Annotated in this window: 17 protein-coding genes; 5 read left to right on the forward strand and 12 right to left on the reverse strand. The window is 67.7% G+C overall.

The annotated features are described in order from the left end of the window. Positions 1–46: 46 nt before the first annotated feature. Positions 47–2,593 (forward strand): alpha-glucan family phosphorylase, encoded by a 2,547-nt coding sequence (gene glgP / locus BPODLACK_RS08125; protein ID WP_024498062.1) that lies wholly within the window; start codon positions 47–49, stop codon positions 2,591–2,593. 119 nt (positions 2,594–2,712) lie between these two features. Here glgP and BPODLACK_RS08130 read toward each other — a convergent pair whose 3' ends face one another. The 3 genes from BPODLACK_RS08130 to BPODLACK_RS08140 all read right to left on the reverse strand — a co-directional run bounded on the left by BPODLACK_RS08130 (position 2,713) and on the right by BPODLACK_RS08140 (position 8,145). Next, the gene (locus BPODLACK_RS08130; RefSeq protein ID WP_024498063.1) at positions 2,713–5,229 is read right to left on the reverse strand and encodes an FHA domain-containing protein; all 2,517 of its coding nucleotides are present in this window, start codon (positions 5,227–5,229) and stop codon (positions 2,713–2,715) included. Between the two features lie 114 nt (positions 5,230–5,343). After that, complete coding sequence (arc, locus tag BPODLACK_RS08135) at positions 5,344–7,131, reverse strand: proteasome ATPase (RefSeq protein ID WP_024498064.1); 1,788 nt, start codon at positions 7,129–7,131, stop codon at positions 5,344–5,346. 183 nt (positions 7,132–7,314) lie between these two features. Next, a complete protein-coding gene (locus BPODLACK_RS08140; protein ID WP_024498065.1) occupies positions 7,315–8,145 on the reverse strand; it encodes a tRNA (adenine-N1)-methyltransferase in 831 nt (276 codons plus the stop codon). A 162-nt stretch (positions 8,146–8,307) separates the two neighbouring features. Here BPODLACK_RS08140 and BPODLACK_RS08145 point away from each other — a divergent pair, with 162 nt between their 5' ends. Continuing rightward, positions 8,308–9,189, forward strand: coding sequence for a RecB family exonuclease (locus BPODLACK_RS08145; RefSeq protein WP_024498066.1), 882 nt, complete (start codon positions 8,308–8,310; stop codon positions 9,187–9,189). A gap of 48 nt (positions 9,190–9,237) precedes the next feature. Continuing rightward, a complete protein-coding gene (locus BPODLACK_RS08150) occupies positions 9,238–10,098 on the forward strand; it encodes a thioesterase family protein (RefSeq protein ID WP_024498067.1) in 861 nt (286 codons plus the stop codon). An 11-nt stretch (positions 10,099–10,109) separates the two neighbouring features. On the opposite strand, the gene hisG is transcribed toward BPODLACK_RS08150, so the two are convergent. From hisG to BPODLACK_RS08175, 5 genes are all read right to left on the reverse strand, one after another. Further along, complete coding sequence (gene hisG, locus BPODLACK_RS08155) at positions 10,110–10,955, reverse strand: ATP phosphoribosyltransferase (RefSeq protein WP_006437956.1); 846 nt, start codon at positions 10,953–10,955, stop codon at positions 10,110–10,112. Positions 10,956–11,026: 71 nt separating this feature from the next. Next, positions 11,027–11,290 carry a phosphoribosyl-ATP diphosphatase gene (locus BPODLACK_RS08160; protein ID WP_006437957.1) on the reverse strand — a complete coding sequence of 88 codons (264 nt, stop codon included), beginning with the start codon at positions 11,288–11,290 and terminating at the stop codon, positions 11,027–11,029. A gap of 42 nt (positions 11,291–11,332) precedes the next feature. Continuing rightward, complete coding sequence (locus tag BPODLACK_RS08165) at positions 11,333–12,061, reverse strand: HAD family hydrolase (protein WP_024498068.1); 729 nt, start codon at positions 12,059–12,061, stop codon at positions 11,333–11,335. Then, positions 12,058–12,852, reverse strand: coding sequence for a helix-turn-helix transcriptional regulator (locus tag BPODLACK_RS08170; protein WP_024498069.1), 795 nt, complete (start codon positions 12,850–12,852; stop codon positions 12,058–12,060). Before BPODLACK_RS08170 ends, BPODLACK_RS08165 begins: the two co-directional genes overlap by 4 nt. A gap of 4 nt (positions 12,853–12,856) precedes the next feature. Beyond that, positions 12,857–13,324, reverse strand: a complete 468-nt coding sequence (locus tag BPODLACK_RS08175; RefSeq protein WP_024498070.1) for a CinA family protein — start codon at positions 13,322–13,324, stop codon at positions 12,857–12,859. Between the two features lie 141 nt (positions 13,325–13,465). Here BPODLACK_RS08175 and BPODLACK_RS08180 point away from each other — a divergent pair, with 141 nt between their 5' ends. Then, a complete protein-coding gene (locus BPODLACK_RS08180; protein WP_024498071.1) occupies positions 13,466–14,278 on the forward strand; it encodes an alpha/beta fold hydrolase in 813 nt (270 codons plus the stop codon). Position 14,279: 1 nt separating this feature from the next. Here BPODLACK_RS08180 and BPODLACK_RS08185 read toward each other — a convergent pair whose 3' ends face one another. Together BPODLACK_RS08185 and BPODLACK_RS08190 are read right to left on the reverse strand one after the other, a co-directional pair. After that, entirely contained in the window at positions 14,280–15,755 is a 1,476-nt protein-coding gene (locus BPODLACK_RS08185) for an MFS transporter (RefSeq protein ID WP_024498072.1), read from the reverse strand. After that, on the reverse strand, positions 15,752–16,192 hold the full coding sequence (locus BPODLACK_RS08190) for a MarR family winged helix-turn-helix transcriptional regulator (RefSeq protein WP_024498073.1): 441 nt from the start codon (positions 16,190–16,192) through the stop codon (positions 15,752–15,754). Before BPODLACK_RS08190 ends, BPODLACK_RS08185 begins: the two co-directional genes overlap by 4 nt. A 100-nt stretch (positions 16,193–16,292) precedes the next feature. On the opposite strand from BPODLACK_RS08190, the gene BPODLACK_RS08195 reads away from it, so the two are divergent. After that, positions 16,293–17,216 carry a manganese-dependent inorganic pyrophosphatase gene (locus BPODLACK_RS08195; protein WP_024498074.1) on the forward strand — a complete coding sequence of 308 codons (924 nt, stop codon included), beginning with the start codon at positions 16,293–16,295 and terminating at the stop codon, positions 17,214–17,216. A gap of 21 nt (positions 17,217–17,237) precedes the next feature. Here BPODLACK_RS08195 and BPODLACK_RS08200 read toward each other — a convergent pair whose 3' ends face one another. Continuing rightward, positions 17,238–18,014, reverse strand: coding sequence for a crotonase/enoyl-CoA hydratase family protein (locus BPODLACK_RS08200; protein ID WP_024498075.1), 777 nt, complete (start codon positions 18,012–18,014; stop codon positions 17,238–17,240). Between the two features lie 28 nt (positions 18,015–18,042). Continuing rightward, entirely contained in the window at positions 18,043–21,642 is a 3,600-nt protein-coding gene (gene metH, locus BPODLACK_RS08205) for a methionine synthase (protein ID WP_024498076.1), read from the reverse strand. Positions 21,643–21,666: the final 24 nt, after the last annotated feature.

The following is a 21,666-nucleotide window of genomic DNA, read 5'->3' on the forward strand; positions in this document are numbered from 1 at the left end:
AGCGTCCCGCTCGCAGGGCGGGCCCGGTGGCAGTACCGTCGTCGCCGTGAAAGCTTTCCGCCGGTTCACCGTTCGGGTGCCGCTGCCCACCGAACTCGCCGCTCTGGGCCCCCTGTCGCACAACCTGCGCTGGGTGTGGAACCCGCCGACCCAGGAGTTGTTCGCCACGATCGACGCCGAGCGGTGGGAGGCGACCGGCGACCCGCTCCGGGTGCTCGCCGACGTCGATCCGGCCCGGCTCACCGAACTGGCGGCCGACGAGGACTTCCGCGCGCGGGTGTCGGCGGTCCACGCGGACCTCGAGGAGTACCTCGACGCGCCGCAGTGGTTCGGCGGATACGCGCAGACCCATCCGGTGCCGCCCGGGATCGCGTACTTCTCCATGGAGTTCGGTGTCTCCGAGGTGCTGCCCATCTACTCCGGCGGACTCGGGATCCTCGCGGGTGACCATCTGAAGGCCGCCTCGGATCTCGGCCTCCCCCTGATCGGCGTCGGGCTGTTCTACCGGTCCGGCTACTTTCGTCAGAGCCTCGACCACGAGGGCTGGCAGGTGGAGCGTTACCCGGTCAACGACCCGCGGGATCTACCGCTCACTCTCCTCACCGACGGGGACGCACCCGTCGTCATCGAGATCGCGATGCCCGGCGGACGCACGCTGTCGGCCCAGGTGTGGGTGGCGAACGTCGGCCGGATCCCGTTGCTGCTCCTCGACTCCGACATCGCCGCCAACACCGACGACCAGCTCCGCGGCGTCACGGATCGGCTCTACGGCGGCGACCAGGAACACCGCATCCTGCAGGAGATCCTGCTCGGCATCGGCGGTGTACGTGCGCTGCGCGCCTACATCCGGATCACCGGTCGGGACGAGCCGACCGTGTTCCACATGAACGAGGGTCACGCCGGATTCCTGGGCACCGAACGCATCCGGGAGTACGTGGCCGCCGGACTCGACTTCGACACCGCCGAGGCCGTCGTCCGGGCATCGAACATCTTCACCACGCACACCCCGGTGCCGGCCGGGATCGACCGCTTCCCCACCGATCTGGTGAACCGCTATCTCGACGCCGACGACTCCGGGATCTCGCGCCTGCTGCCCGGGTTGCCCGCGTCGACGATCACCGAGCTCGGCGACGAAGCCGACCCCGGCGTGTTCAACATGGCGCACATGGGCTTTCGGCTCGGCCAGCGCAGCAACGGCGTCTCACAGCTGCATGGCGCGGTGAGCCGGGAGATGTTCGCCGACCTGTGGCCCGGGTTCGACGTCGCGGATGTGCCGATCGGTGCCGTCACCAACGGCGTTCACGGACCCACCTGGGTGTCGCGGGTGTGGCGCGACTTCGCGGCCGGTGACGAGGATTCGGCGCCCGAGGTCTATGCCGGACTGCCGTCGGAGACCATCTGGTCCACCCACGAATCGTTGCGGGCCGAGCTCGTCGCCGAGGTGCGGCGCCGGGCGCACGCCAGTGGACGCGAACGCGGGTTCACCGACGCCGAACTCACCTGGACCGCCGACCTCTTCGATCCCGGTGTGCTGACCATCGGCTTCGCGCGCCGCGCAGCCACCTACAAGCGCCTCACGCTGATGCTGCGCGATCCGGAACGGATGCGCCGTATCCTCACCGACCCCGACCGGCCCGTGCAGCTCGTGATCGCGGGCAAGGCGCACCCGGCCGACGACGGCGGCAAGTCGCTCATCCAAGAGGTGGTGCGCTTCGCCGAGGATCCGCAACTGCGCGACCGCATCGTCTTCTTGCCCGACTACGACATCTCGATGGCCCGGCACATCTACGCCGGCTGCGACGTGTGGCTCAACAACCCGGTGCGGCCGATGGAGGCATGCGGGACGTCGGGGATGAAGTCGGCGCTCAACGGCGGACTCAACCTGTCCATCCTCGACGGCTGGTGGGACGAGATGGCCGACGACGACAACGGGTGGGCCATCCCGTCGGCCGAAGGCGTCGAGGACGAGAACCGGCGCGACGACCTCGAGGCCGAGGCGCTCTACGCACTTCTCGAGGACACGGTGATCCCGCTGTTCTATCGGCGGGACGAGAACGGGCTGCCGACGCGGTGGGTGGAGATGATGCGCCACACGCTCACTCGTCTGGGACCGCAGGTCCTGGCCTCACGCATGGTCCGGGACTACACCACCGAGCTGTACTGCCCGGCCGCGACCGCCTACGTCGCGGCCTGTGCCGACGACCATGCGGGAGCACGCGATCTCGCGGAGTACCGCCGCGAGGTGGAAACCGGGTGGGGCTCGGTCGTCGTCGCGGGCGTGGACGAGGAACACGAGGACGGGCTGCTGCGTGTGTCCGCCCATGTCGCGGTCGGCGAGATCGCACCCGAGCACCTTCGGGTCCAGCTGGTGCTCGGCCGGGTGACCGACGACGGTGAGATCGTCGATCCCGCGATCATCGACATGAAGTCGGAGGGCGACCGGGATCCGTCGGGCCGCGTGGTCTTCTCGGATCTGGCCACCCCGCCCGCGTCGGGTCACCTCGGGTACACGGTGCGGGTCCTCCCCCACCACGAACAGCTCTCGCACGACGCCGAACTCGGTCTCGTCCGGTATCCGGTGGCGGGCGGATAGGAGTTTCGACGTCGTCTCACCGGGCCTTCGAGGCTCGTCGCTTGCGCTCCTCGCACCTCAGGCAGCAGTGAAGTCCTCGCTTGCGCTCCTCGCACCTCAGGCAGCAGTGGGGTCGTGCGTCAGCGCTTCTTCAGACGCAACCGCGAGTAGGTGAACGCCAGCAGCAGGATGCTGATGAAGGCAAGCACGGCGTAGGCGATCGCGCTGTGGGCGATCGACGTCTCCCACAGCGTGATCCGCTGGGGTGCGGCGACGTTGATGTTGTAGAGGTCGACGCTGCCGGCAGCGGTGACGTATCCCCAGAACGACGGGAAGATCCACGAGAGCTGCTGCAGGCCGGCCCCGTCCAACTTGAACAGACCGCCACAGAAGACCAGCTGCACCATCACCACGATGACCAGTGGCGGCATCACCTGCTCGTTGGACTTGACCGCCGAGGAGATGGCGAGTCCGACAAGTGTGCTCACACAAGCCAATACGGCGATCGCGACCAGCAGGGCCAGCGGCGGCGGCAGGATCGGTCCGCCGAGATCGGGTAGTCCGCGACCGGCGAACGTGATGCCGACCATGATGATCGTCTGCAGGATCGCGGCGTTGAAGAAGACGACGATCTTCGCGAACAGGTATGCGCCGGGACGCAATCCGACCGCTCTCTCCCGTTCGAAGATGTCGCGTTCCCCGACGAGGTCGCGCACCGTCAGGGCCGCACCCATGAATGCCGCACCGACGACGAGGACGACCAGGATCTGAATGGCCTCGGCGCCGTCCTTGGGCGGCGGCGCGTTGGGTATGACCTCGAGCCGGGCGAACCCGCTCGACCCCGGGATGACCAGCGTCAGCAGACCGAGGACCACCGGGAGCAGCACGAGGAACACCAGGTAGCCGATGTCGGCGAAGATCAGCCGCACCTGGCGTCGGGCGATGGTCGACGCCTGTCTGGTGAAGCTGGTGTGCGGCACCGGTATCGGCGGTCCGGGAGGACGTTGCGGCGGTGGTGGATTCGGTGCGCGCCGATGCCGTTCGAGGTAGCGCGTGTGCGCGGCGTCCGGCTGGTCGGCGACGTAGGCGAAGATCTCCGCCCAGTCGGAGGTGCCCATCTCCTGCTCGACCTGGGCGGGCGCACCGCAGAACGATGTCTTGCCGCCCGGGGCGAGCAGCAGCACCTGGTCGCACATCGAGAGGTACGTGAGCGAGTGGGTGACCACGAGGACGACGCGGCCGGCGTCGGCGAGGCGTCGTAGGGTCGCCATCACCTGGCGGTCGAGGGCCGGGTCGAGGCCCGAGGTCGGCTCGTCGAGGATCAGCAACGACGGGCCCGTGAGCAGCTCCATCGCCACCGATGCACGCTTCTGCTGTCCGCCGGACAGCTTCTCCACCCGGGTGTCGACGTGTTCGGTCAGCTGAAGTTCGTGCAGAACGCCGTCGATGACCCGGTCGCGGTCGTCCTTCGACAGGTCGGGCGGCAGTCGCAGCTCGGCCGCGTAGCGCAGCGCCTGCCGGAGGGTGAGCTTGTGGTGGAGCACGTCTTTCTGCGGGACCATGCCGATACGGGTACGGAGCGCGTCGTATTCGGCGTGGACGTTGCGGCTCTCGAAGGTGACGAGGCCACTCGTCGGCGAGTTCAGGCCGGCGGCGATCTTCGACACGGTCGACTTGCCGGCGCCGGACGGGCCGATCACGGCGGTGAGCGTACCGGGGCTGGCGCTGAAATCGACGTCGGCCAGGAGTCGCTTGCCACCGTCGACGACGAGGCTCACACCGTGCACGTGGAGACCGTCGGCGACCGCGGCGCTCTCCTGGCCGCGCATGAGGGTGCCGCCGGACACCACGAAGTCGCTGTTGCCGATCGTCACCACGTCGCCGTCGGACAGCGGCGCTGTGCTCACTCGCCGGCCGTTGACGAAGGTGCCGTTGACGCTGCCCAGGTCCTCGATGACCAGGACCCCGCCGCGGCTGGACACCTGGGCGTGGTGACGCGAGGCGAGGACGTCACTGACGACGATGTCGTTGTCCGGGGTACGGCCGATCCGCTGTACACCGCGCAGTGAGATCGATTCGCGCTCGGGTGGAGTGGGCGCGCCCGGCAGCCGGTAGACCGCGGACACGTTCTGCTGCAGGGCCTGCAGATGCGGGGCGTTGCGCAGCTCGGCGGGCATCGGCTCCGGCGTGCCCGGTCGAGACGGGCCGCTCGGCGGTCGTGACGGAACGCGGCCCGAGGGCGGCATGTTCGGTCCCGGATGGCTGCGAGCGGCGAAGCCCGCCGACCGCGGACTTGGAGGGAAGGCACCGGACCGGCCGGGTGACGGCATCGGGCCGCCGGGCGGCGGCGGGTACGCGGCCGGGTCGATCACCAGGTCGACGACCGGACCGGTGCTCACGTCCCCGAGCCGGACCTGCGTCGGTCCGGCGACCATGAGCTCCGCCATACGCCGGCCACCGGCGAAAAAGCCGTTGGTGCTACCGATGTCGACGAGGTACCAGGCAGCTCCGCGCCATTCGATGGCGAGATGCCGACGCGACACCATCGGATGGTTGATCACGATGTCGTTGTCGGGTTCGCGGCCCAGGGTGATACGTGGGGACTCGCCCAACGGATGCGGCGCCCCACCGTCGACGATCACCCGCCCGCGCGCCATCGATGTACTGTTCATCGCCGCCAACTTTAGTGCTTGACGACGGTTTTCACGCCGTTCTGTCGAGCAGACGGCCGACCCCCTGGGGAGTCGGCCGTCTGCTGGACAGGGCTCGTGTTACAGGTACTGCCCGGTGTTCGTCTCGGTGTCGATGGCGCGGCTCGCCCCGGAGGACTTGCCGGTGACCAGGGTCCGGATGTAGACGATGCGCTCGCCCTTCTTGCCCGAGATGCGAGCCCAGTCGTCCGGGTTGGTGGTGTTGGGCAGATCCTCGTTCTCGGCGAACTCGTCGAGGATCGAATCGAAGAGGTGCTGCACACGCAGACCGGGGGCACCGGTGTCGAGCTGCGACTTGATCGCGTACTTCTTCGCCCGGTCGACGACATTCTGGATCATCGCGCCCGAGTTGAAGTCCTTGAAGTACATGATCTCTTTGTCGCCGTTGGCGTAGGTGACCTCCAGGAACCGGTTGTCCTCGCTCTCGGCGTACATCCGCTCGACGACCTTCTCGATCATCGCCTTGATGCATGCCGTGCGATCGCCGCCGAACTCGCCGATGTCGTCGGCGTGGATCGGCAACTCCTCGGTGAGGTACTTCGAGAAGATGTCGATCGCCGACTCGGCGTCGGGACGCTCGATCTTGATCTTCACGTCGAGTCGGCCGGGACGCAGGATCGCGGGGTCGATCATGTCCTCGCGGTTCGACGCGCCGATCACGATGACGTTCTCGAGGCCTTCCACACCGTCGATCTCGCTGAGGAGCTGCGGCACGACCGTGGTCTCCACGTCCGAGGAGACACCGGATCCGCGGGTGCGGAAGATCGAGTCCATCTCGTCGAAGAACACGATGACCGGGGTGCCCTCGGATGCCTTCTCCCGGGCGCGCTGGAAGATCAGCCGGATGTGACGTTCGGTCTCACCGACGAACTTGTTGAGCAGCTCAGGGCCCTTGATGTTCAGGAAGTAGGACTTCGCCTCCTTGGCGTCGTCGCCACGGGCCAGCGCGATCTTCTTGGCCAGTGAGTTGGCGACCGCCTTGGCGATGAGCGTCTTACCGCAACCGGGCGGGCCGTAGAGCAGGACACCCTTCGGCGGACGCAGCTGGTAGTCGCGGAACAGGTCCTTGTGCAGGAACGGCAGTTCCACGGCGTCGCGGATCTGCTCGATCTGCCGGCCCAGGCCGCCGATGTCCTCGTAACCGACGTCGGGCACCTCTTCGAGGACCAGGTCCTCGACCTCTGCCTTGGGGACCCGCTCGAACGCGAAACCGGCCTTGGTGTCGATGAGCAGCGAGTCACCCGGACGCAACTTGCGACGCTTGCCGTCCTCGGCGTCGACCTCGCCCAGCAGCGGCTCGGCCAGCCACACGACTCGTTCTTCGTCGGCGTGACCGACGACCAGTGCCCGCCTGCCGTCCCCGAGAACCTCGCGCAGGGTGCTGATCTCGCCGACCGTGTCGAACTCGCAGGCCTCCACGATGGTCAGGGCCTCGTTGAGACGCAGCGTCTGACCCTTGGTGAGGGTTTCGGTGTCGATGTTCGGCGAGCAGGTGAGCCGCATCTTGCGACCGGAGGTGAACACGTCGACGGTGGCGTCCGGATAGACGTCGAGCAGGACTCCGTAGCCGCTCGGCGGCTGACCCAGGCGGTCGACCTCCTCGCGCAGGGCGACGAGTTGCTGACGCGCTTCTTTGAGCGTGTCGAGCAACTTCGCGTTGCGCGCCGTCAGGCTGTCGACGCGTTCCTGGAGGTCTGTGTTGTCTGCCTGGCGTCCGAACGACGGGCGTTCGGACCCACTCCTCGCGAGAGGCGGGGTATAGGCAGGGGTGAAGCCCTCGTCGGGTGCACTCGCGCTCTCGGGGACCGCACGGTCCCCGGTGGCGTCATGGCGGTCAGATTCGGTCATTGCTGACTCCTCTCCCCGGCAATCACCCGATCCCACGATCGGAATGCTCGCGCCGTATCCCTACGCTACCGGCACGGACGCAGAATCGCCCTTCACCCCGCGATCGGCAGTGTTGACGGTGTGTTAAATGTGCGTCTTCGCAACGTGTTCGCGATCTTCACTCCCGCTCGGGACGAGCCGAACTCAGCCCTTCGTCGGACGACGTTGCGGTCGCAACGTGGTCGTGCCGTCGGCGAGTCGGCGGGCGGTGATCAGAAACGCGGTGTGGCCTTGCATCTTGTGCTCGGGGCGCACGGCCAGACCGACGGCCGACCATTCCCGTAGCAGGGTTTCCCAGGCACGCGGTTCGGTCCAGCACTCCTGCTCCCGCAACGCCTCGATGACCCGCGACAGCTGGGTGACGGTCGCCACATAGATGGTCAGGACTCCGCCTGGTTTCAATATGGTCCGCACGACGTCGAGGGGCTCCCAGGGCGCGAGCATGTCGAGGATGATGCGGTCGAAGCGCTCGTCCTGGCCGACATTGGCGAGGTCGTCGACGACGATGTTCCAGTTGGCCGGGCGGCCGCCGAAGAAGGTCTCGACATTGCGGATCGCATGTTCGGCGTGGTCGTCGCGGATCTCGTAGGAGACCAGCTCGCCGTCGGCGCCGACGGCCCGCAGCAGCGAACATGTCAGCGCACCCGAACCGGCACCGGCCTCCAGGACGCGGGCGCCCGGGAAGATGTCGCCTTCGAGGACGATCTGGGCGGCGTCCTTGGGGTAGATGACCTGCGCACCGCGCGGCATGGAGAGCACGTAGTCGACGAGCAGTGGCCGCAGTGCGAGGTACTGGGTCCCGCTGGTGGCCGAGACGACGCTGCCTTCGGGCGAGCCGATGAGGTCGTCGTGCGCGATGGCGCCGCGGTGGGTGTGGAACAGCTTGCCCTCTTCGAGGTGCACCGTGAACTTTCGGCCCTTGGCATCGGTCAGCTGAACCCGGTCGCCTACGGCGAACGGTCCGGTGGTGGGCACTGGTGCTTCCTCTCGTGAACGGGACGACTCCGACCTCCCGCGGTACGCGGAAACTGTGGTGGTCGGGAGTCCGGTGGGCCGTGAGGACGATACCCGACCGCAGATGGGTGTCGGATCGGCAGAGTGTCGGGGCCGCGGCCTACCCTGCGAGATGTGAGCACGATGACCGGCACCGGCGACACCTCGACGAGCGCGGCCCCCGCGCCGGAACCGCCCCCGTCGGACAGCACGCGCGGGATCGTCGGACGCCGGCTCGCGTTGTCTCCGTCGCGGGCGGCGGACTTCAAACAGTGTCCGCTGCTGTACCGCTTCCGTGCCATCGACCGCTTCCCGGAGACTCCCACCGCCGCACAGACGCGGGGCACCGTCGTACACGCCGCGCTCGAGAATCTCTTCGACATGCCGGCCGAACTCCGGACCCAGGATTCCGCGGAACTGCTCGTCGAGGGCGCCTGGGCGGCCCTGTGCGAAGAAGACCCACAGCTCGCGCGGGTGATCGGCGAGGGCGGTCAGGAGGCGTTCATCGCCGGCGCGCACAAGCTCATCGCGACGTACTACACGATGGAGAACCCGACCGCCTTCGACGCCGACGCGGTGGAGGAGCACGTCGAGATCGAGGCCGACGACATGCTGATGCGCGGGTTCATCGACCGCATCGACGTCGCACCGACCGGTGAGATCCGCGTCGTCGACTACAAGACCGGACGCTCCCCGGGCGAGGCCTATGAGGCCAAGGCCCTGTTCCAGATGAAGTTCTACGCACTGGCGATCCTGCGGACGCGGGGCGCCGTGCCGAACCGTCTGCAACTGATGTACCTGTCCGACGGCCAGCAGCTGATCTATCACCCCGATCATGACGAGCTCCTCCGCTTCGAGCGGACGTTGCGCGCGATCTGGCAGGCCATCCGCACCGCCGTCGCCTCCGGGGACTTCCGGCCGCGAAAGTCGCGCCTGTGCAGGTTCTGCGAGCATCAGGCGCGGTGTCCGGAGTTCGGCGGCGAGATCCCGCCCTACCCGGGTCCGCCGCTGGGGTTCGTGTCCTGAACCACACCCCGGAATGCTCGACTATGTCGACAGACATAGGCTGGAAGCGTGGAGAGTTCGTACTACGTACCCGTCGACGCCCCGGCGTCGGACGGCAGCAGCCCGGCCGCCGACCCGTCGGCGCGTCATGAATACTTCCGGCCGACCGACGCCACCCTGAGCGTGTGGTCACCGACGATGCAGCACGGCGGCCCGCCGTCGGCGCTGATGATGCGCTCGCTGCTGCGGTGCGATCCGGATCCCGCGCAGCACTTCACGCGGGTCACGACCGAGATCCTGGGTCCGATAGGGCTGGGCATCAACCGGATTCACGCTCGGGTGATCCGCCCCGGCCGGCAGATCAGCCTCGTCGAGACCGAACTCGACGTGCAGCAGCCAGACGGATCGTTCCGGACGGCAGCCCGTTCCGTCGGCTGGCGCATCCGCGCCGCGGACACCGGTGAGATCGCCAACGGTCCCGTTCCCCTGTCTCCGCTGCCCGACGAGCTGCCCACCCAGATCGGATTCCCCGACGACAGCGGCGAGGCGGTGGACTGGGGCACTCTCGGATTCATCGGCACCGTCGAGTCGGCGCGGACCACGGGCCGGAACGGCTCGACGCCCGCGGTTTGGCTACGACCGGCCATCCCGCTGGTCGAGGGTGAGAAGACCTCCGATCTGGAGTCGATCTTCACGGTCATCGACGTCGCGAACGGGCTGGGCACCCAGCTCCGACCGGACCGCTGGTCCTGGATGAACACGGACACGACCGTGCATCTGACCCGAGTGCCGAGTGGACCGTGGGTCGGTATCGACGCGCACATGGTCGCCGGTCCGGACGGCTTCGGCGGCACCTTCGCCGACCTCTACGACACGTCCGGCTACATCGGCCGATCGGCGCAGACAGTGATGCTCAACGCCGTGGGCTGACCCGCAAACGCCTAGAAGCGGCAGGAACGGATGTCGGTGGCGAGGATCGCCTTGGCGCCGAGCTCGGAGAGCTCGTCCATCAGGTTCTGGTGATCCTTGCGCGGGACCATCGCGCGCACGGCGACCCAGTCGGGGTCGGCCATCGGGGCCACCGTCGGGGACTCGAGACCCGGGGTGATCGCCGACGCCTGATCGAGAAGCGTCTTGGGGCAGTCGTAGTCGATCATCACGTACTGCTGACCGAAGACGACGCCCTGGACGCGGGCGACGAACTGCTTCTCGGCCTTGGTGAGCTCCGCGTCGCGACGGGAGATCAGGACGGCCTCGGAGTCGCACAGCGACTCGCCGAAGGCGGCCAGACCGTGCTGGCGCAGGGTCCGTCCGGAACCGACGACGTCGGCGATGGCGTCGGCCACACCGAGTTGGATGGAGATCTCGACCGCGCCGTCGAGCCGGATGATGTCGGCGGTGATGCCGCGGCCGGCGAGGTCGTCGCGCACCAGGTTGGGGTACGAGGTCGCGACGCGCTTGCCGGCGAGGTCGGTGACATTCCACTCCTGGTCGGCGGGTGCCGCGTAGCGGAAGGTCGACGAGCCGAAGCCCATCGCGAGCTGCTCGTGGACCTGGGCCCCCGAGTCGCGGGCGAGGTCGCGTCCGGTGATGCCGAGGTCGAGGCGCCCCGACCCGACGTAGATGGCGATGTCCTTGGGACGCAGGAAGAAGAACTCGACGTCGTTGTTGTTGTCGAGAACCGTCAGGTCCTTGGAGTCACTTCGTTTGCGGTAGCCGGCCTCGGCGAGGATGGCCGACGCGGATTCGGAGAGCGCACCCTTGTTGGGTACGGCCACTCGCAGCATCTCGATGTCCTTTTCGTGGGGTTGCGCTCAGCTGAGCAGGAGGTGGTGGTCTGTGAAGCCGGGTCGTCCGGTCACAGATGTCGGTACACGTCCTCCAATTTCAGTCCCCGCTTGATCATCATCACCTGCAGCCAGTAGACGAGCTGGGAGATCTCCTCACCGAGCGATTCGTCGGACTCGTGTTCGGCGGCGAGCCACACCTCGCCCGCCTCCTCGATGATCTTCTTGCCCAGGGTGTGCACACCCGAGTCGAGCGCGGCGACCGTGCCCGACCCCTCGGGGCGGTTCTCGGCCTTGTCGCTGAGTTCGGCGAACAGCTCCTCGAAGGTCTTCACCCCGACATTTTTGCACGTGAGCGGGACGTCCCTGCCCGGGGGTCAGGCCATCCGGACAGCGCCGCGGAGCCCCGCCCAGGCACTCGCGAGGTCGTCCCGTGCCAGATCGACCAACGACGTGCGGAAGGTGCGCAGCGCGCCCGTGGGTACGGCGGCGGCCGAAGGCACGACGAGCGTGGGACATCCGGCCGCGGTGGCAGCCGCGGCACCGGTCGGAGAATCCTCGACCGCCAAGCACTGCGCGGTCGAGAAACCCAGTAGTTCCGCGGCGCGGAGGTACGGATCGGGTGCGGGTTTGCCGACGGCCACCTCGTCGCCGCAGACCGTGGTGGCGAAACGATGCCGCCCGATCGTCTCCAGCGCCACCTCGGCCGCCTCGCGCACCGTGTTGGTCACCAGCGCCATGGGGATACCGGCGCCGGCGACGAGGTCGAGCGCCTCGAGAGCGCCGGGTCGCCAGGGAAGTCCTTCGTCGAAGAGTTCGGTCACCCGATCGAGCGTCCACCGACCGTCGGCGTCGGGGTCGCGGTCCTCGGGCGGGATCCCGGCGGCGTCGTGCAGCTTCGCCAACGCGTCGGGCAGCGAATTCCCCAGCGTCGATTCCCGCAGTTGCGGCGTCATCGCCATGCCGTGACGTGCCGCCAGGCCGGTCATCGCGATCTCCCAGATCGGCTCGGAGTCCAGCAACGTGCCGTCCATATCCCAGAGGACGGCGGCCGGGAGTCGGAGGGCGGGGTCGGCTCGGAGTGCGGAATCAGCGGTGTCGGTCACCCCTGCATCATCGCAACCCACTTCTCGGTCGGCTCATCGGCCGGATAGAACAGCTCGATGGTCAGCTCCTCAAGCGTCACGTCCCGAGGTGACCCGAACGTGGTCAACGTACTGAAGAAGGACAGCATCTGGTCGCCGACCGCGAGCTCGAGCGGGACGAGCAACGAGCCCGCCTCCCCCGATCTGTGGGACACGGCGTCCCCGGTCAGGCCGGCGACCGTCGGATAGGACGACACCTCGCGCTCGAGTTCGGCGAGTCGTTCGTCACCGGTGATCCGCACCATCCGACGGAGCAGGTCGAGCAGGTAGGCCGCCCACTCGTCGAAGTTGCGCGTCATCCGCGCGAAACCGTCGGGATGGAGCGACACCCGGAACAGGTTGACCGGCCCGGTCTGGAGCTCCGCCGGAAGCATCTCCAGGAGCAGCATCGCGGTGTCGTTGGCCAGCACCACGTTCCAGGCACGGTCCAAGGCCATCCCCATGTTGGGGTTGTGGGCGTCGAGCAACCGTCTGACCTCGGCACGCACGCGGGTCATGGTCTCCGAATCGAGGGGTTCCTCACTGTAGCGAGGAGCGTGTCCCGCCGCGAGTAGAAGCGAATTGCGTTCTCGCAGAGGGATGTCGAGACGCTCGGACAGCGCATGGAGGAGCGTCGGACTCGGGCGGGACTTACCCGTCTCCACGAAACTGAGGTGTTTGGGTGAGACCCCGACCTCGTAGGCGAGGTCGAGCTGACTGATGGACCGACGAGACCGCCACTGCTGCAGCAGGGTTCCCACCTCGACGGTCATGGGGTCATCGTAGACAGCTCTCGATCAGTTCGAGCGAGTACGCGATGGTCTGGGCGAGAACGTCTTCGGGCCCGCCGTCGAACTCCTTGCGGATCGCCGAGACCCGGCCACGATGATCGAGGCCGAACCAGACGGTTCCGGGCGCGGCCTCGTCGGGTTCCGGACCCGCCTCACCGGTCACCGCGACGACGATCTCGGCGTCGAAGAGCCGCGCGGTGGTGGCCACCATCGCGCGTGCCGCCGTCTCGCTGACGACCGGACCCTCGGGCACCTCGAGCAGACCGTACTTGACGTCCTCGTGGTAGGCGATGACGCCGCCCCGGAACCAGTCCCCGGCCTGCGGCGCCTTGCTCAGCTCACTGGCAAGGTTGCCGCCGGTCAGCGACTCGGCGACGGCGACGTGCACACCCTTCTCCACGATCGCCTCGGCCAGTCGCGCGCAGGTCTCGGAGAAATCGGTCACGTCGGACATCGGTCACTCGCCTCTCGGTCGGTGGTCAGATCACAGCACCCCGGACGGTATCCGGATCGGGCCCGCGTCAAACCACGACCTGGTCAGACCACTACCTGGTAGGTAGTGGTGTCAGCGACGACCCGACGTCAGTCTTGGGTCATGACCCAGACCGGCACCGCTGCGCCCACCACCGTCCTCATCTCCCCGGCGATGGCAGTACCGTCCCGCGTCTACCGACGACTGGCGGAGGCGCTCGCCGGATACGGCCTCGAGGTCCGCGTCGTCGCGCGTCGCGGCGTCGAAGAAGGTTCGGCACCGCCCTCCCGCACCGCGGACTGGTCCTACGAGGACGAAGCCGCCGACCTCGCCGACGCGATCGCCGGCGCGCGCGCCGATGTCCCGGGCACGCGGGTGGTCGTGATCGGTCACAGTCTCGGCGCTCAGCTGGCGGCGATGGTGGCCCAGTCCTCCGATCACGCGCCTGACGGAATCGTCGCGGTCGGGGCGTCGGTGCCTGCGGTTCGCCACTACGGCCTCCGCGGTGTGGCCCTGAGCGCGATCGCGGGAGCCGTCACGCCGGTGTCGGCGATCGTCGGCCATTGGCCGCGACCGGGTTTCGGCGGTCCGGCCGCCCGAACATTGATGCGGCAGTGGGCACGTATGGTCCTCACCGGTCAGGCGCCGTTCGCCGTCGACCGGTCGATCCAGACACCGACCCTGGCGATCAGGCTCGACGGCGACGAGATCGTCACCGACGGCGCGGCATCGGCGTTCGATGCCGCGTTCGCACCGGAGGCGATCTCCCACTGGCGCTACGACGACGGGCACTGCCCGGCGGGCGGGAACACGACGCACGTCGGCTGGGTCCGCACCCCCGACACCGTCGCGCAGCGGATCGCCGAGTGGTGGGACTCGCAGGCCACTGTTGGGCCGGCAGCCATCGAATCCGGAACCCAGCACCGGCCGAGGTGACTCAGGGCACCCAGGTCCCCGACGTGGACTCGATCCGTTCCCGCGTGCGAGCAGCCGTGCCGCGGGCCCAGGCACCGGTCGACACGAAGGCGAGAACGAGGACGGCGGCACCACACACCGCCATGATCAGCCAGACCGGACGGGCGGCGACGGCGAGCCCATCGGCAACCGTCCCCTCGATCCCCGCGAACGCCACCGCACCGAACACCGCCACACCGAGCGCGGTACCCACCTGACGACCGGTCGACGCCATCGCCGACGCCAGACCCGCCTGGGTGCGGGGCATCCCCGACACCGCCCCGTTGGTGATCGGTGCGTTGAGGAACCCGAATCCCAGTCCGAAGACCAGGTATGCCGCGCCCACGTAGACGAGGGCGGTGTCGTTGCCGAGGCCGGTGAGCATCAGGGCGCCCGCCACCATCGCCGCTCCCCCGATCACCATCGGCGGCCGGGCTCCCCGATCGCCCACGAGCCGACCGGCGATCGGCGCGCAGACCACCGAGGCGGCCGCCATCGGCAAGGTCATCAGTCCCGCCTCGAGCGGCGACATCCCGCGAACCTCTTGCAGATACAGGGTGTTGAGGAACAGGAAGCCACCGGTGGCGGCGAAGGCGATGACCGCACATCCCACCGCACTCGAGAAGGGCACGCTCCGGAAGAACCGTGGGTCCAGAAGGGGCTCCGCGCGGCGACTCTCGTACGCGATCATCGCGACGAGCGCACCGGCGGAGATGACGAAACATGCGAGGACGCCCGGTGAGGTCCAGCCCTGGGGACGACCCTCGATGATCGCGAACGTGAGGGTGGCCAGGAAGGCCAGGATCAGGACCTGACCGACCGGGTCGGCGCGACGAGAGCGCTCGGCCTTCGACTCCGGGACGAAACGCATCGTCAGCGCAAGGGCGAGTAGGCATACCGGAACGTTGAGCCAGAAGATCGCCTCCCAGCCGATCCCGGAGACGAGCGCCCCGCCGACGACCGGACCGAACGCCAAGCTCAATCCGAATGCGGTGCCCCACAATCCGATTGCCTGAGCGCGTTCGCGTGGGTCGACGAAGACATTGGTGACGATCGACAGCGCAACCGGGTTGAGCATCGCCCCGCCGACGGCCTGCAGCATGCGCGCCCCGATGAGGGCCTCGGGGGTGGGCGCCAGCGAGCACAGCACGGAGGCGACACCGAAGGTCACCAATCCCACCTGGAAGATCCGCCTGCGACCCAGGCGATCTCCGAGCGATCCGCCGAAGATCAGCAGGCTGGCGATCACCAGTGCATACGCGTCGAGGACCCACTGCAACTGCGACGGTGTGGCACCGAGGTCCGAGCTGATCGACGGCAGGGCGACGTTCACCGCCGAGACGTCCAATCCGACGATGAACAGGCTCAAGCAGCAGGTGGCGAGGATGACGAGCCGGTCCCGCCGTGTGAGGGCACCGTCGGCCGAGCGGGCGCGCAGGGCGGCCCGTGCGGCGTTCACGACTCGGCCGCCTCACGGAGGAGGTCGAGCAGTTCCCCCAGTCGCCGGAGCTGCTCGTCGTCGAGCGCGGCGAACATGTCGGGAGCAGTGGCCGGGTTCTCGGTCACCTCGTCCACCACTCGCCGTCCGGCGTCGGTGATCGTGACGCGCTTGCACCGGCCGTCGTCGGCGTCGGCCTCCCGGGTCACGAGTCCCCGGCCGACGAGGTCGTTGACGATCCCGCTCATCGCGGACGCGTCGACACCCATCCGTTCGGCGAGGTCCCGCTGCGTCATCGGCCGCAGCGCGACGCGGCGGAGTGCCCGGAACCGGCTGAACGGGATGTCGATGACCTCGCTGATCCGGGCGCGCGACTGTTTGGCCTGGTCACGCACGAGACTGTTCATCGTGAACCAGATCTCGGTCGCGGTCTGCGCGCCCGCTTCGGTCGTCGACATAAAACGATTGTAGTTTTACAACTATCTTCGGGCAATCAGTGAGCTACAGGTCTCCGCCGTAGGCTGGGACGCAGCATCGTCGAGCGAAAGCTGAGTCGCCATGTCGAAGATCCTCGTGTTCGGACACCGCAATCCCGACACGGACGCGATCGGCTCCGCAATCGGGCTGGCGCGCCTCGAACAGGCGCTCGGCGTCGATGCGGAAGCCGTCGCCCTCGGCGCACCCGGTCCGGAGACGGCCTTCGCCCTCGACCACTTCGGCCTGGACGCGCCGCGCGTCATCGACCACGCGAGCCCCCACAACGTGATGCTCGTCGACCACAACGAACACCAGCAGAGTGTCGCCGACATCGCCGACGTGACGGTCCGGAAAGTGATCGACCATCACCGCATCGCCAACTTCGAGACCGCCGCGCCGCTCTACATGCGGGTGGAGCCGGTGGGTTGCACGTGTTCGATCCTGACGCGCATGTACGCCGAGAGCGAGGTCGAGATCCCCGCCGACACCGCCGGGATCATGTTGTCGGCGATCATCTCCGACACCCTGCTGCTCAACTCCCCCACCACCACCGACTCCGACCGCATCGCCGCCGAGGAACTCGCCACCATCGCCGGCGTCGATCTCGACGAATACGGAAACCAATTGCTCCGTGCGGGAACAGAAGTGGGCGACAAACCGGCGTCGACGATCATCGGCCTCGACGCCAAGACCTTTTCGATGGGATCCAGCAGTGTTCGCGTCACGCAGCTGACGACCGTCGACTCCGACGCCGTCCTCGCCCGCCGAGACGAGTTCTTCGAGGCCATGACTGCCGAGAAGAAGACTGCCGGCTACGACCTCTTCCTACTGCTGATCACCGACGTGATCGCCTGCGACTCAGACCTTCTGGTGATCGGCGAACCGGTGGAGGCCGTCGAGCGCGCCCTCGGAATCACCGTCGCCGACGGACACGCCTTCGGCAAGGGCATCGTGTCGCGTAAGAAGCAGATCGTGCCGCAGTTGACGGAGGAGTTGGCCGGATAGGCCCGGTACAACACTCAGTTCTCAGTTCCCGACACCCTCACCGTGACGGCCCGCTCCACCGGCGAATCGGGTTGCGCCGGCGACGGTGTCGGCTGCCAGGGACACCATGCCGTGTTGCAGTTCGTTCATCAACGCGGCGTCGTTGTCCAGGCCGTTCTGCTCGAGCACGGACATCCGGTCATGACGCAGGCACGTCTGCGGGAACCCGGCGATCTGGGTCGCGAGCTCGACGGCGGCGTCGAGAGCGGTACCCGACGGGACCACGCGATTCGCGAGTCCCATCTGCAGGGCCTCGTCGGCGGCCACCGGGCGCCCGGTGAGGATCAGGTCCATCGCCCGGCTCTCCCCGATCAACCGCGGAAGCCGCACCGTCCCACCGTCTATCAGCGGGACGCCCCAGCGACGGCAGAAGACGCCGAACACGGCATCCTCCTCGACGACACGCAGATCGGCCCACACTGCGAGTTCGAGACCACCGGCCACGGCGTGACCGGAGATCGCCGCGATCACCGGCTTGGACAACCGCAACCGGGTCGGCCCCATCGGACCATCACCGTCGAACTCCACCCGGTTGGGCGTGCCGTCGGCGATGGCCTTGAGATCGGCGCCCGCACAGAAGGTCCCGCCTTCGCCGTGGAGTACCGCCACCGACACCGCGTCGTCGGCGTCGAACCGCCGGAATGCGTCGGCCAGGGCGTCGGCGGTCGCGCGGTCGACGGCGTTACGGCGGTCGGGGCGATCGATCCCGATGATCCGGACCGGCCCCTGCGACCGTTCGATCACTCCCGACTCGCCCATGACCACCGTCCCGTCAGGTGTTGAAGACTCAGGTATTGAAGTACTTGGCTTCCGGATGATGCAGCACGAACGCGTCGGTGGACTGCTCCGGATGGAGCTGCAGCTCCTCCGACAGCTGAACGCCGATCCGCTCGGGCTCGAGCAGCTCGATCATCTTCGCACGGTCCTCGAGATCCGGGCAGGCGCCGTAACCGAAGGAGAAACGCGCACCGCGGTATTCGAGGTCGAAGAAGCCCTGAGCGTGCTCGGGATCCTCGCTGTCCATCGACCGGTCACCGAACTTCAGCTCGCTGCGCACACGCTGATGCCAGTACTCGGCCAACGCCTCGGTCAGCTGCACACCGATGCCGTGCACCTCGAGGTAGTCGCGGTAGGCGTCCTCGGCGAACAGCTTGTTCGCGAAGTCCGCGATCGGCTGCCCCATCGTGACGAGCTGGAACGGCATGACGTCGACCCGGCCCGCGGCCTTCGCGGCCTCGCGTGACTGGATGAAGTCGGCGATGCACAGGAACCTCGACCGCTGCTGGCGCGGGAACGAGAAGCTGAACCGCACCGGCGCGTCGGGGTCCGGCTCGGTGAGCACGTGCACCGTGTCGCCCTCGCTGACCGCCGGATAGTAGCCGTACACAACCGCTGCGTGCTGCAGGATGTTCTCGGTCGAGAGCCGGTCGATCCAGTAGCGCAGACGCGGACGTCCCTCGGTCTCGACGAGCTCCTCATACGACGGGCCGTCGCCACCGCGGGCACCGCGCAGACCCCACTGGCCGAGGAACAGCGCGCGCTCGTCGAGCAACTGCAGATAGTCGGCGATCGGCACCCCCTTGACGATGCGCGAACCCCAGAACGGCGGGGTGGGGATCTCGTTGTCGGAAGCCACATCCGAACGTGCCGGCACCTCGACCGGCACCTCGGCCGCCTTGCGCTTCGCGGCGATGCGCTTGGACCGTTCGTGGCGGGCTTTGCGCTCGGCGGTCTTGGCCGCCTCGGCCTTCGCCTCGTCGCTGTCCGGGTCCGGGCCCCCGCCGCGCTTGCGGGCCATGATGTCGTCCATCAGTCGCAGACCCTCGAACGCGTCACGCGCATAGTGCACGTCACCCTCGTAGACATCCGACAGGTCGTTCTCGACGTACGAACGCGTCAGCGCCGCACCCCCGAGCAGCACCGGGTACTCGTCGGCGAGACCCCGGGTGTTGATCTCCTCGAGGTTCTCCTTCATGACCACGGTCGACTTCACGAGCAGACCCGACATGCCGATGACGTCGACCTTCTTGTCGGAGGCGACCTCGAGGATCGTCGCGATCGGCTGTTTGATGCCGATGTTGACGACCTCGTATCCGTTGTTGGACAGGATGATGTCGACCAGGTTCTTGCCGATGTCGTGCACGTCGCCCTTGACGGTCGCCAGCACGATGCGGCCCTTGCCGTCCTCACCCGTCGACTCCATGTGCGGTTCGAGGTGTGCCACAGCGGCTTTCATGACCTCGGCGGACTGCAGCACGAACGGCAGCTGCATCTGGCCCGAGCCGAACAGTTCGCCGACGGTCTTCATGCCCGACAGCAGCGTGTCGTTGATGATCGACAGCGGCGGGACCTGGGTCATCGCCTCGTCGAGATCGTCGGTCAGCCCGTTGCGCTCACCGTCGACGATGCGCCGTTCCAGCCGCTCGAACAGCGGCAGCTTCGCGAGCTCCTGGGCACGCGACTCCCGAGCCGATGCGGCCGACACACCCTCGAAGAGCTCCATCAGCTTCTGCAACGGGTCATAGCCCTCGCGTCGGCGGTCGTAGACCAGATCCAGCGCGATCTGACGATGCTCCTCCGGGATACGCGCCATCGGCAGGATCTTCGACGCGTGCACGATGGCGGTGTCGAGGCCGGCCTGCACGCACTCGTGCAGGAACACCGAGTTCAGCACCTGCCGAGCGGCCGGGTTCAGACCGAACGAGATGTTCGAGATGCCCAGCGTGAAGTGCACATCCGGGTGCGACTCGTGCAGCCGGCGGATGGCCTCGATGGTCTCGATGCCGTCGCGTCGGACCTCTTCCTGACCCGTGGAGATCGGGAAGGTCAGGGCGTCGATGATGATGTCTTCTTCGGCCAGGCCCCAGTTGCCGGTGATGTCGTCGATGAGACGCTCGGCGACACGGACCTTCCAGTCCGCGGTACGTGCCTGACCCTCCTCGTCGATGGTCAGCGCGACGACGGCCGCACCGTGCTCGACGACGAGCCGCATGATCTTGTTGAAGCGCGAGTCCGGTCCGTCGCCGTCCTCGTAGTTCACCGAGTTCACCGCGCAACGGCCACCGAGGGCCTCGAGTCCGGCGCGGATGACCTCCGGCTCGGTCGAGTCGAGCATGATCGGCAACGTCGACGATGTCGCGAAGCGGCTCGCCAGTGCAGTCATGTCCGCAGCACCGTCACGACCCACGTAGTCGACGTTGAGGTCCAGCATGTGCGCACCGTCGCGCGTCTGGTCCTTGGCGATGTCGAGGCACTTCTGGTAGTCCTCGGCGATCATCGCCTCGCGGAATGCCTTGGAGCCGTTCGTGTTCGTGCGCTCGCCGATGACCAGGAAGCTTGCGTCCTGGTCGAAGGGCACCGCGGTGTACAGCGACGACGTCTCCGACTCGTGCTCCGGGGTGCGGGTCGCGGGGGTGACCTGCGCCACGGCCGCGGCGACCTGGCGGATGTGCTCCGGCGTCGTACCGCAGCAGCCGCCGACGAAGGACAGACCGAACTCGCCGACGAACTGGGCCATCGACTCGGCCAGCTCCTCCGGTGTCAGCGGGTACTCGGCACCGTTGGCGCCGAGTACGGGCAGACCGGCGTTCGGCATCACCGACACCGGGATGCGCGCATGCTTCGACAGGTAGCGCAGGTGCTCGCTCATCTCGGCCGGACCGGTGGCACAGTTCAGGCCGATGAGGTCGACGCCGAGCGGCTCGATGGCCGCCAGCGCGGCACCGATCTCCGAACCGAGCAGCATCGTGCCGGTGGTCTCGACCGTGACGTGGCTGATGATCGGGATCCGGCGACCCACCTGATCCATGGCCCGCTGGGCCGCGATCACGGCGGCCTTCACCTGCAGCAGGTCTTGAGAGGTCTCGATGAGCACCGCGTCGGCGCCGCCCTCGAGCATGCCGATGACACATTCCTGGTAGGCGTCGCGGATCACCGCGAACGTCGTGTGCCCGAGGCTCGGCAACTTGGTCCCGGGACCCATCGAGCCGAGCACGTACCGTCCGGTGCCGTCGGCGGACGGCCCCATCTCGTCGGCCACCCCACGCGCGATCGCGGTGCCCTTGTAGGCCAGCTCGCGGATGCGGTCGGCGATGTCGTAGTCACCGAGGTTCGAGAGGTTGCAACCGAAGGTGTTGGTCTCGACGGCGTCGGCGCCGGCCTCGAAGTAGGCGCGATGGATTCCTTCGAGGATGTCGGGCCGCGTGTCGTTGAGGATCTCGTTGCAACCTTCGAGATTGCGGAAGTCGTCGAGGGTGAGATCCGCGGCCTGGAGCATCGTGCCCATCGCCCCGTCGCCGATCAGCACCCGCCGCGACATCGCCGACAGGAAGGTCGTGTCGAAGTCGCGCGGTTTGTGGCCGCGATCACCGGGATATTCGAAGGACATGGTTGACAGCGTAGTTCGCCCTCT

Source organism: Gordonia sp. YY1 (assembly GCF_009872315.1).
GTDB classification, from domain to species: Bacteria; Actinomycetota; Actinomycetes; order Mycobacteriales; family Mycobacteriaceae; genus Gordonia; species Gordonia amicalis.

What these genes read in the sequence shown, in the direction of transcription:
- BPODLACK_RS08130 (WP_024498063.1), bottom strand. Translation starts at nt 5,229, where the DNA reads ATGGCGCGCGGGCGGGTGATCGTCGACGGTGGGGCGCCGCATCCGTTG.
- arc (WP_024498064.1), bottom strand. Translation starts at nt 7,131, where the DNA reads ATGACCGAATCTGACCGCCATGACGCCACCGGGGACCGTGCGGTCCCC.
- BPODLACK_RS08145 (WP_024498066.1), top strand. Translation starts at nt 8,308, where the DNA reads ATGACCGGCACCGGCGACACCTCGACGAGCGCGGCCCCCGCGCCGGAA.
- hisG (WP_006437956.1), bottom strand. Translation starts at nt 10,955, where the DNA reads ATGCTGCGAGTGGCCGTACCCAACAAGGGTGCGCTCTCCGAATCCGCG.
- BPODLACK_RS08170 (WP_024498069.1), bottom strand. Translation starts at nt 12,852, where the DNA reads ATGACCGTCGAGGTGGGAACCCTGCTGCAGCAGTGGCGGTCTCGTCGG.
- BPODLACK_RS08175 (WP_024498070.1), bottom strand. Translation starts at nt 13,324, where the DNA reads ATGTCCGACGTGACCGATTTCTCCGAGACCTGCGCGCGACTGGCCGAG.
- BPODLACK_RS08180 (WP_024498071.1), top strand. Translation starts at nt 13,466, where the DNA reads ATGACCCAGACCGGCACCGCTGCGCCCACCACCGTCCTCATCTCCCCG.
- BPODLACK_RS08190 (WP_024498073.1), bottom strand. Translation starts at nt 16,192, where the DNA reads ATGTCGACGACCGAAGCGGGCGCGCAGACCGCGACCGAGATCTGGTTC.
- BPODLACK_RS08195 (WP_024498074.1), top strand. Translation starts at nt 16,293, where the DNA reads ATGTCGAAGATCCTCGTGTTCGGACACCGCAATCCCGACACGGACGCG.
- BPODLACK_RS08200 (WP_024498075.1), bottom strand. Translation starts at nt 18,014, where the DNA reads ATGGGCGAGTCGGGAGTGATCGAACGGTCGCAGGGGCCGGTCCGGATC.
- metH (WP_024498076.1), bottom strand. Translation starts at nt 21,642, where the DNA reads ATGTCCTTCGAATATCCCGGTGATCGCGGCCACAAACCGCGCGACTTC.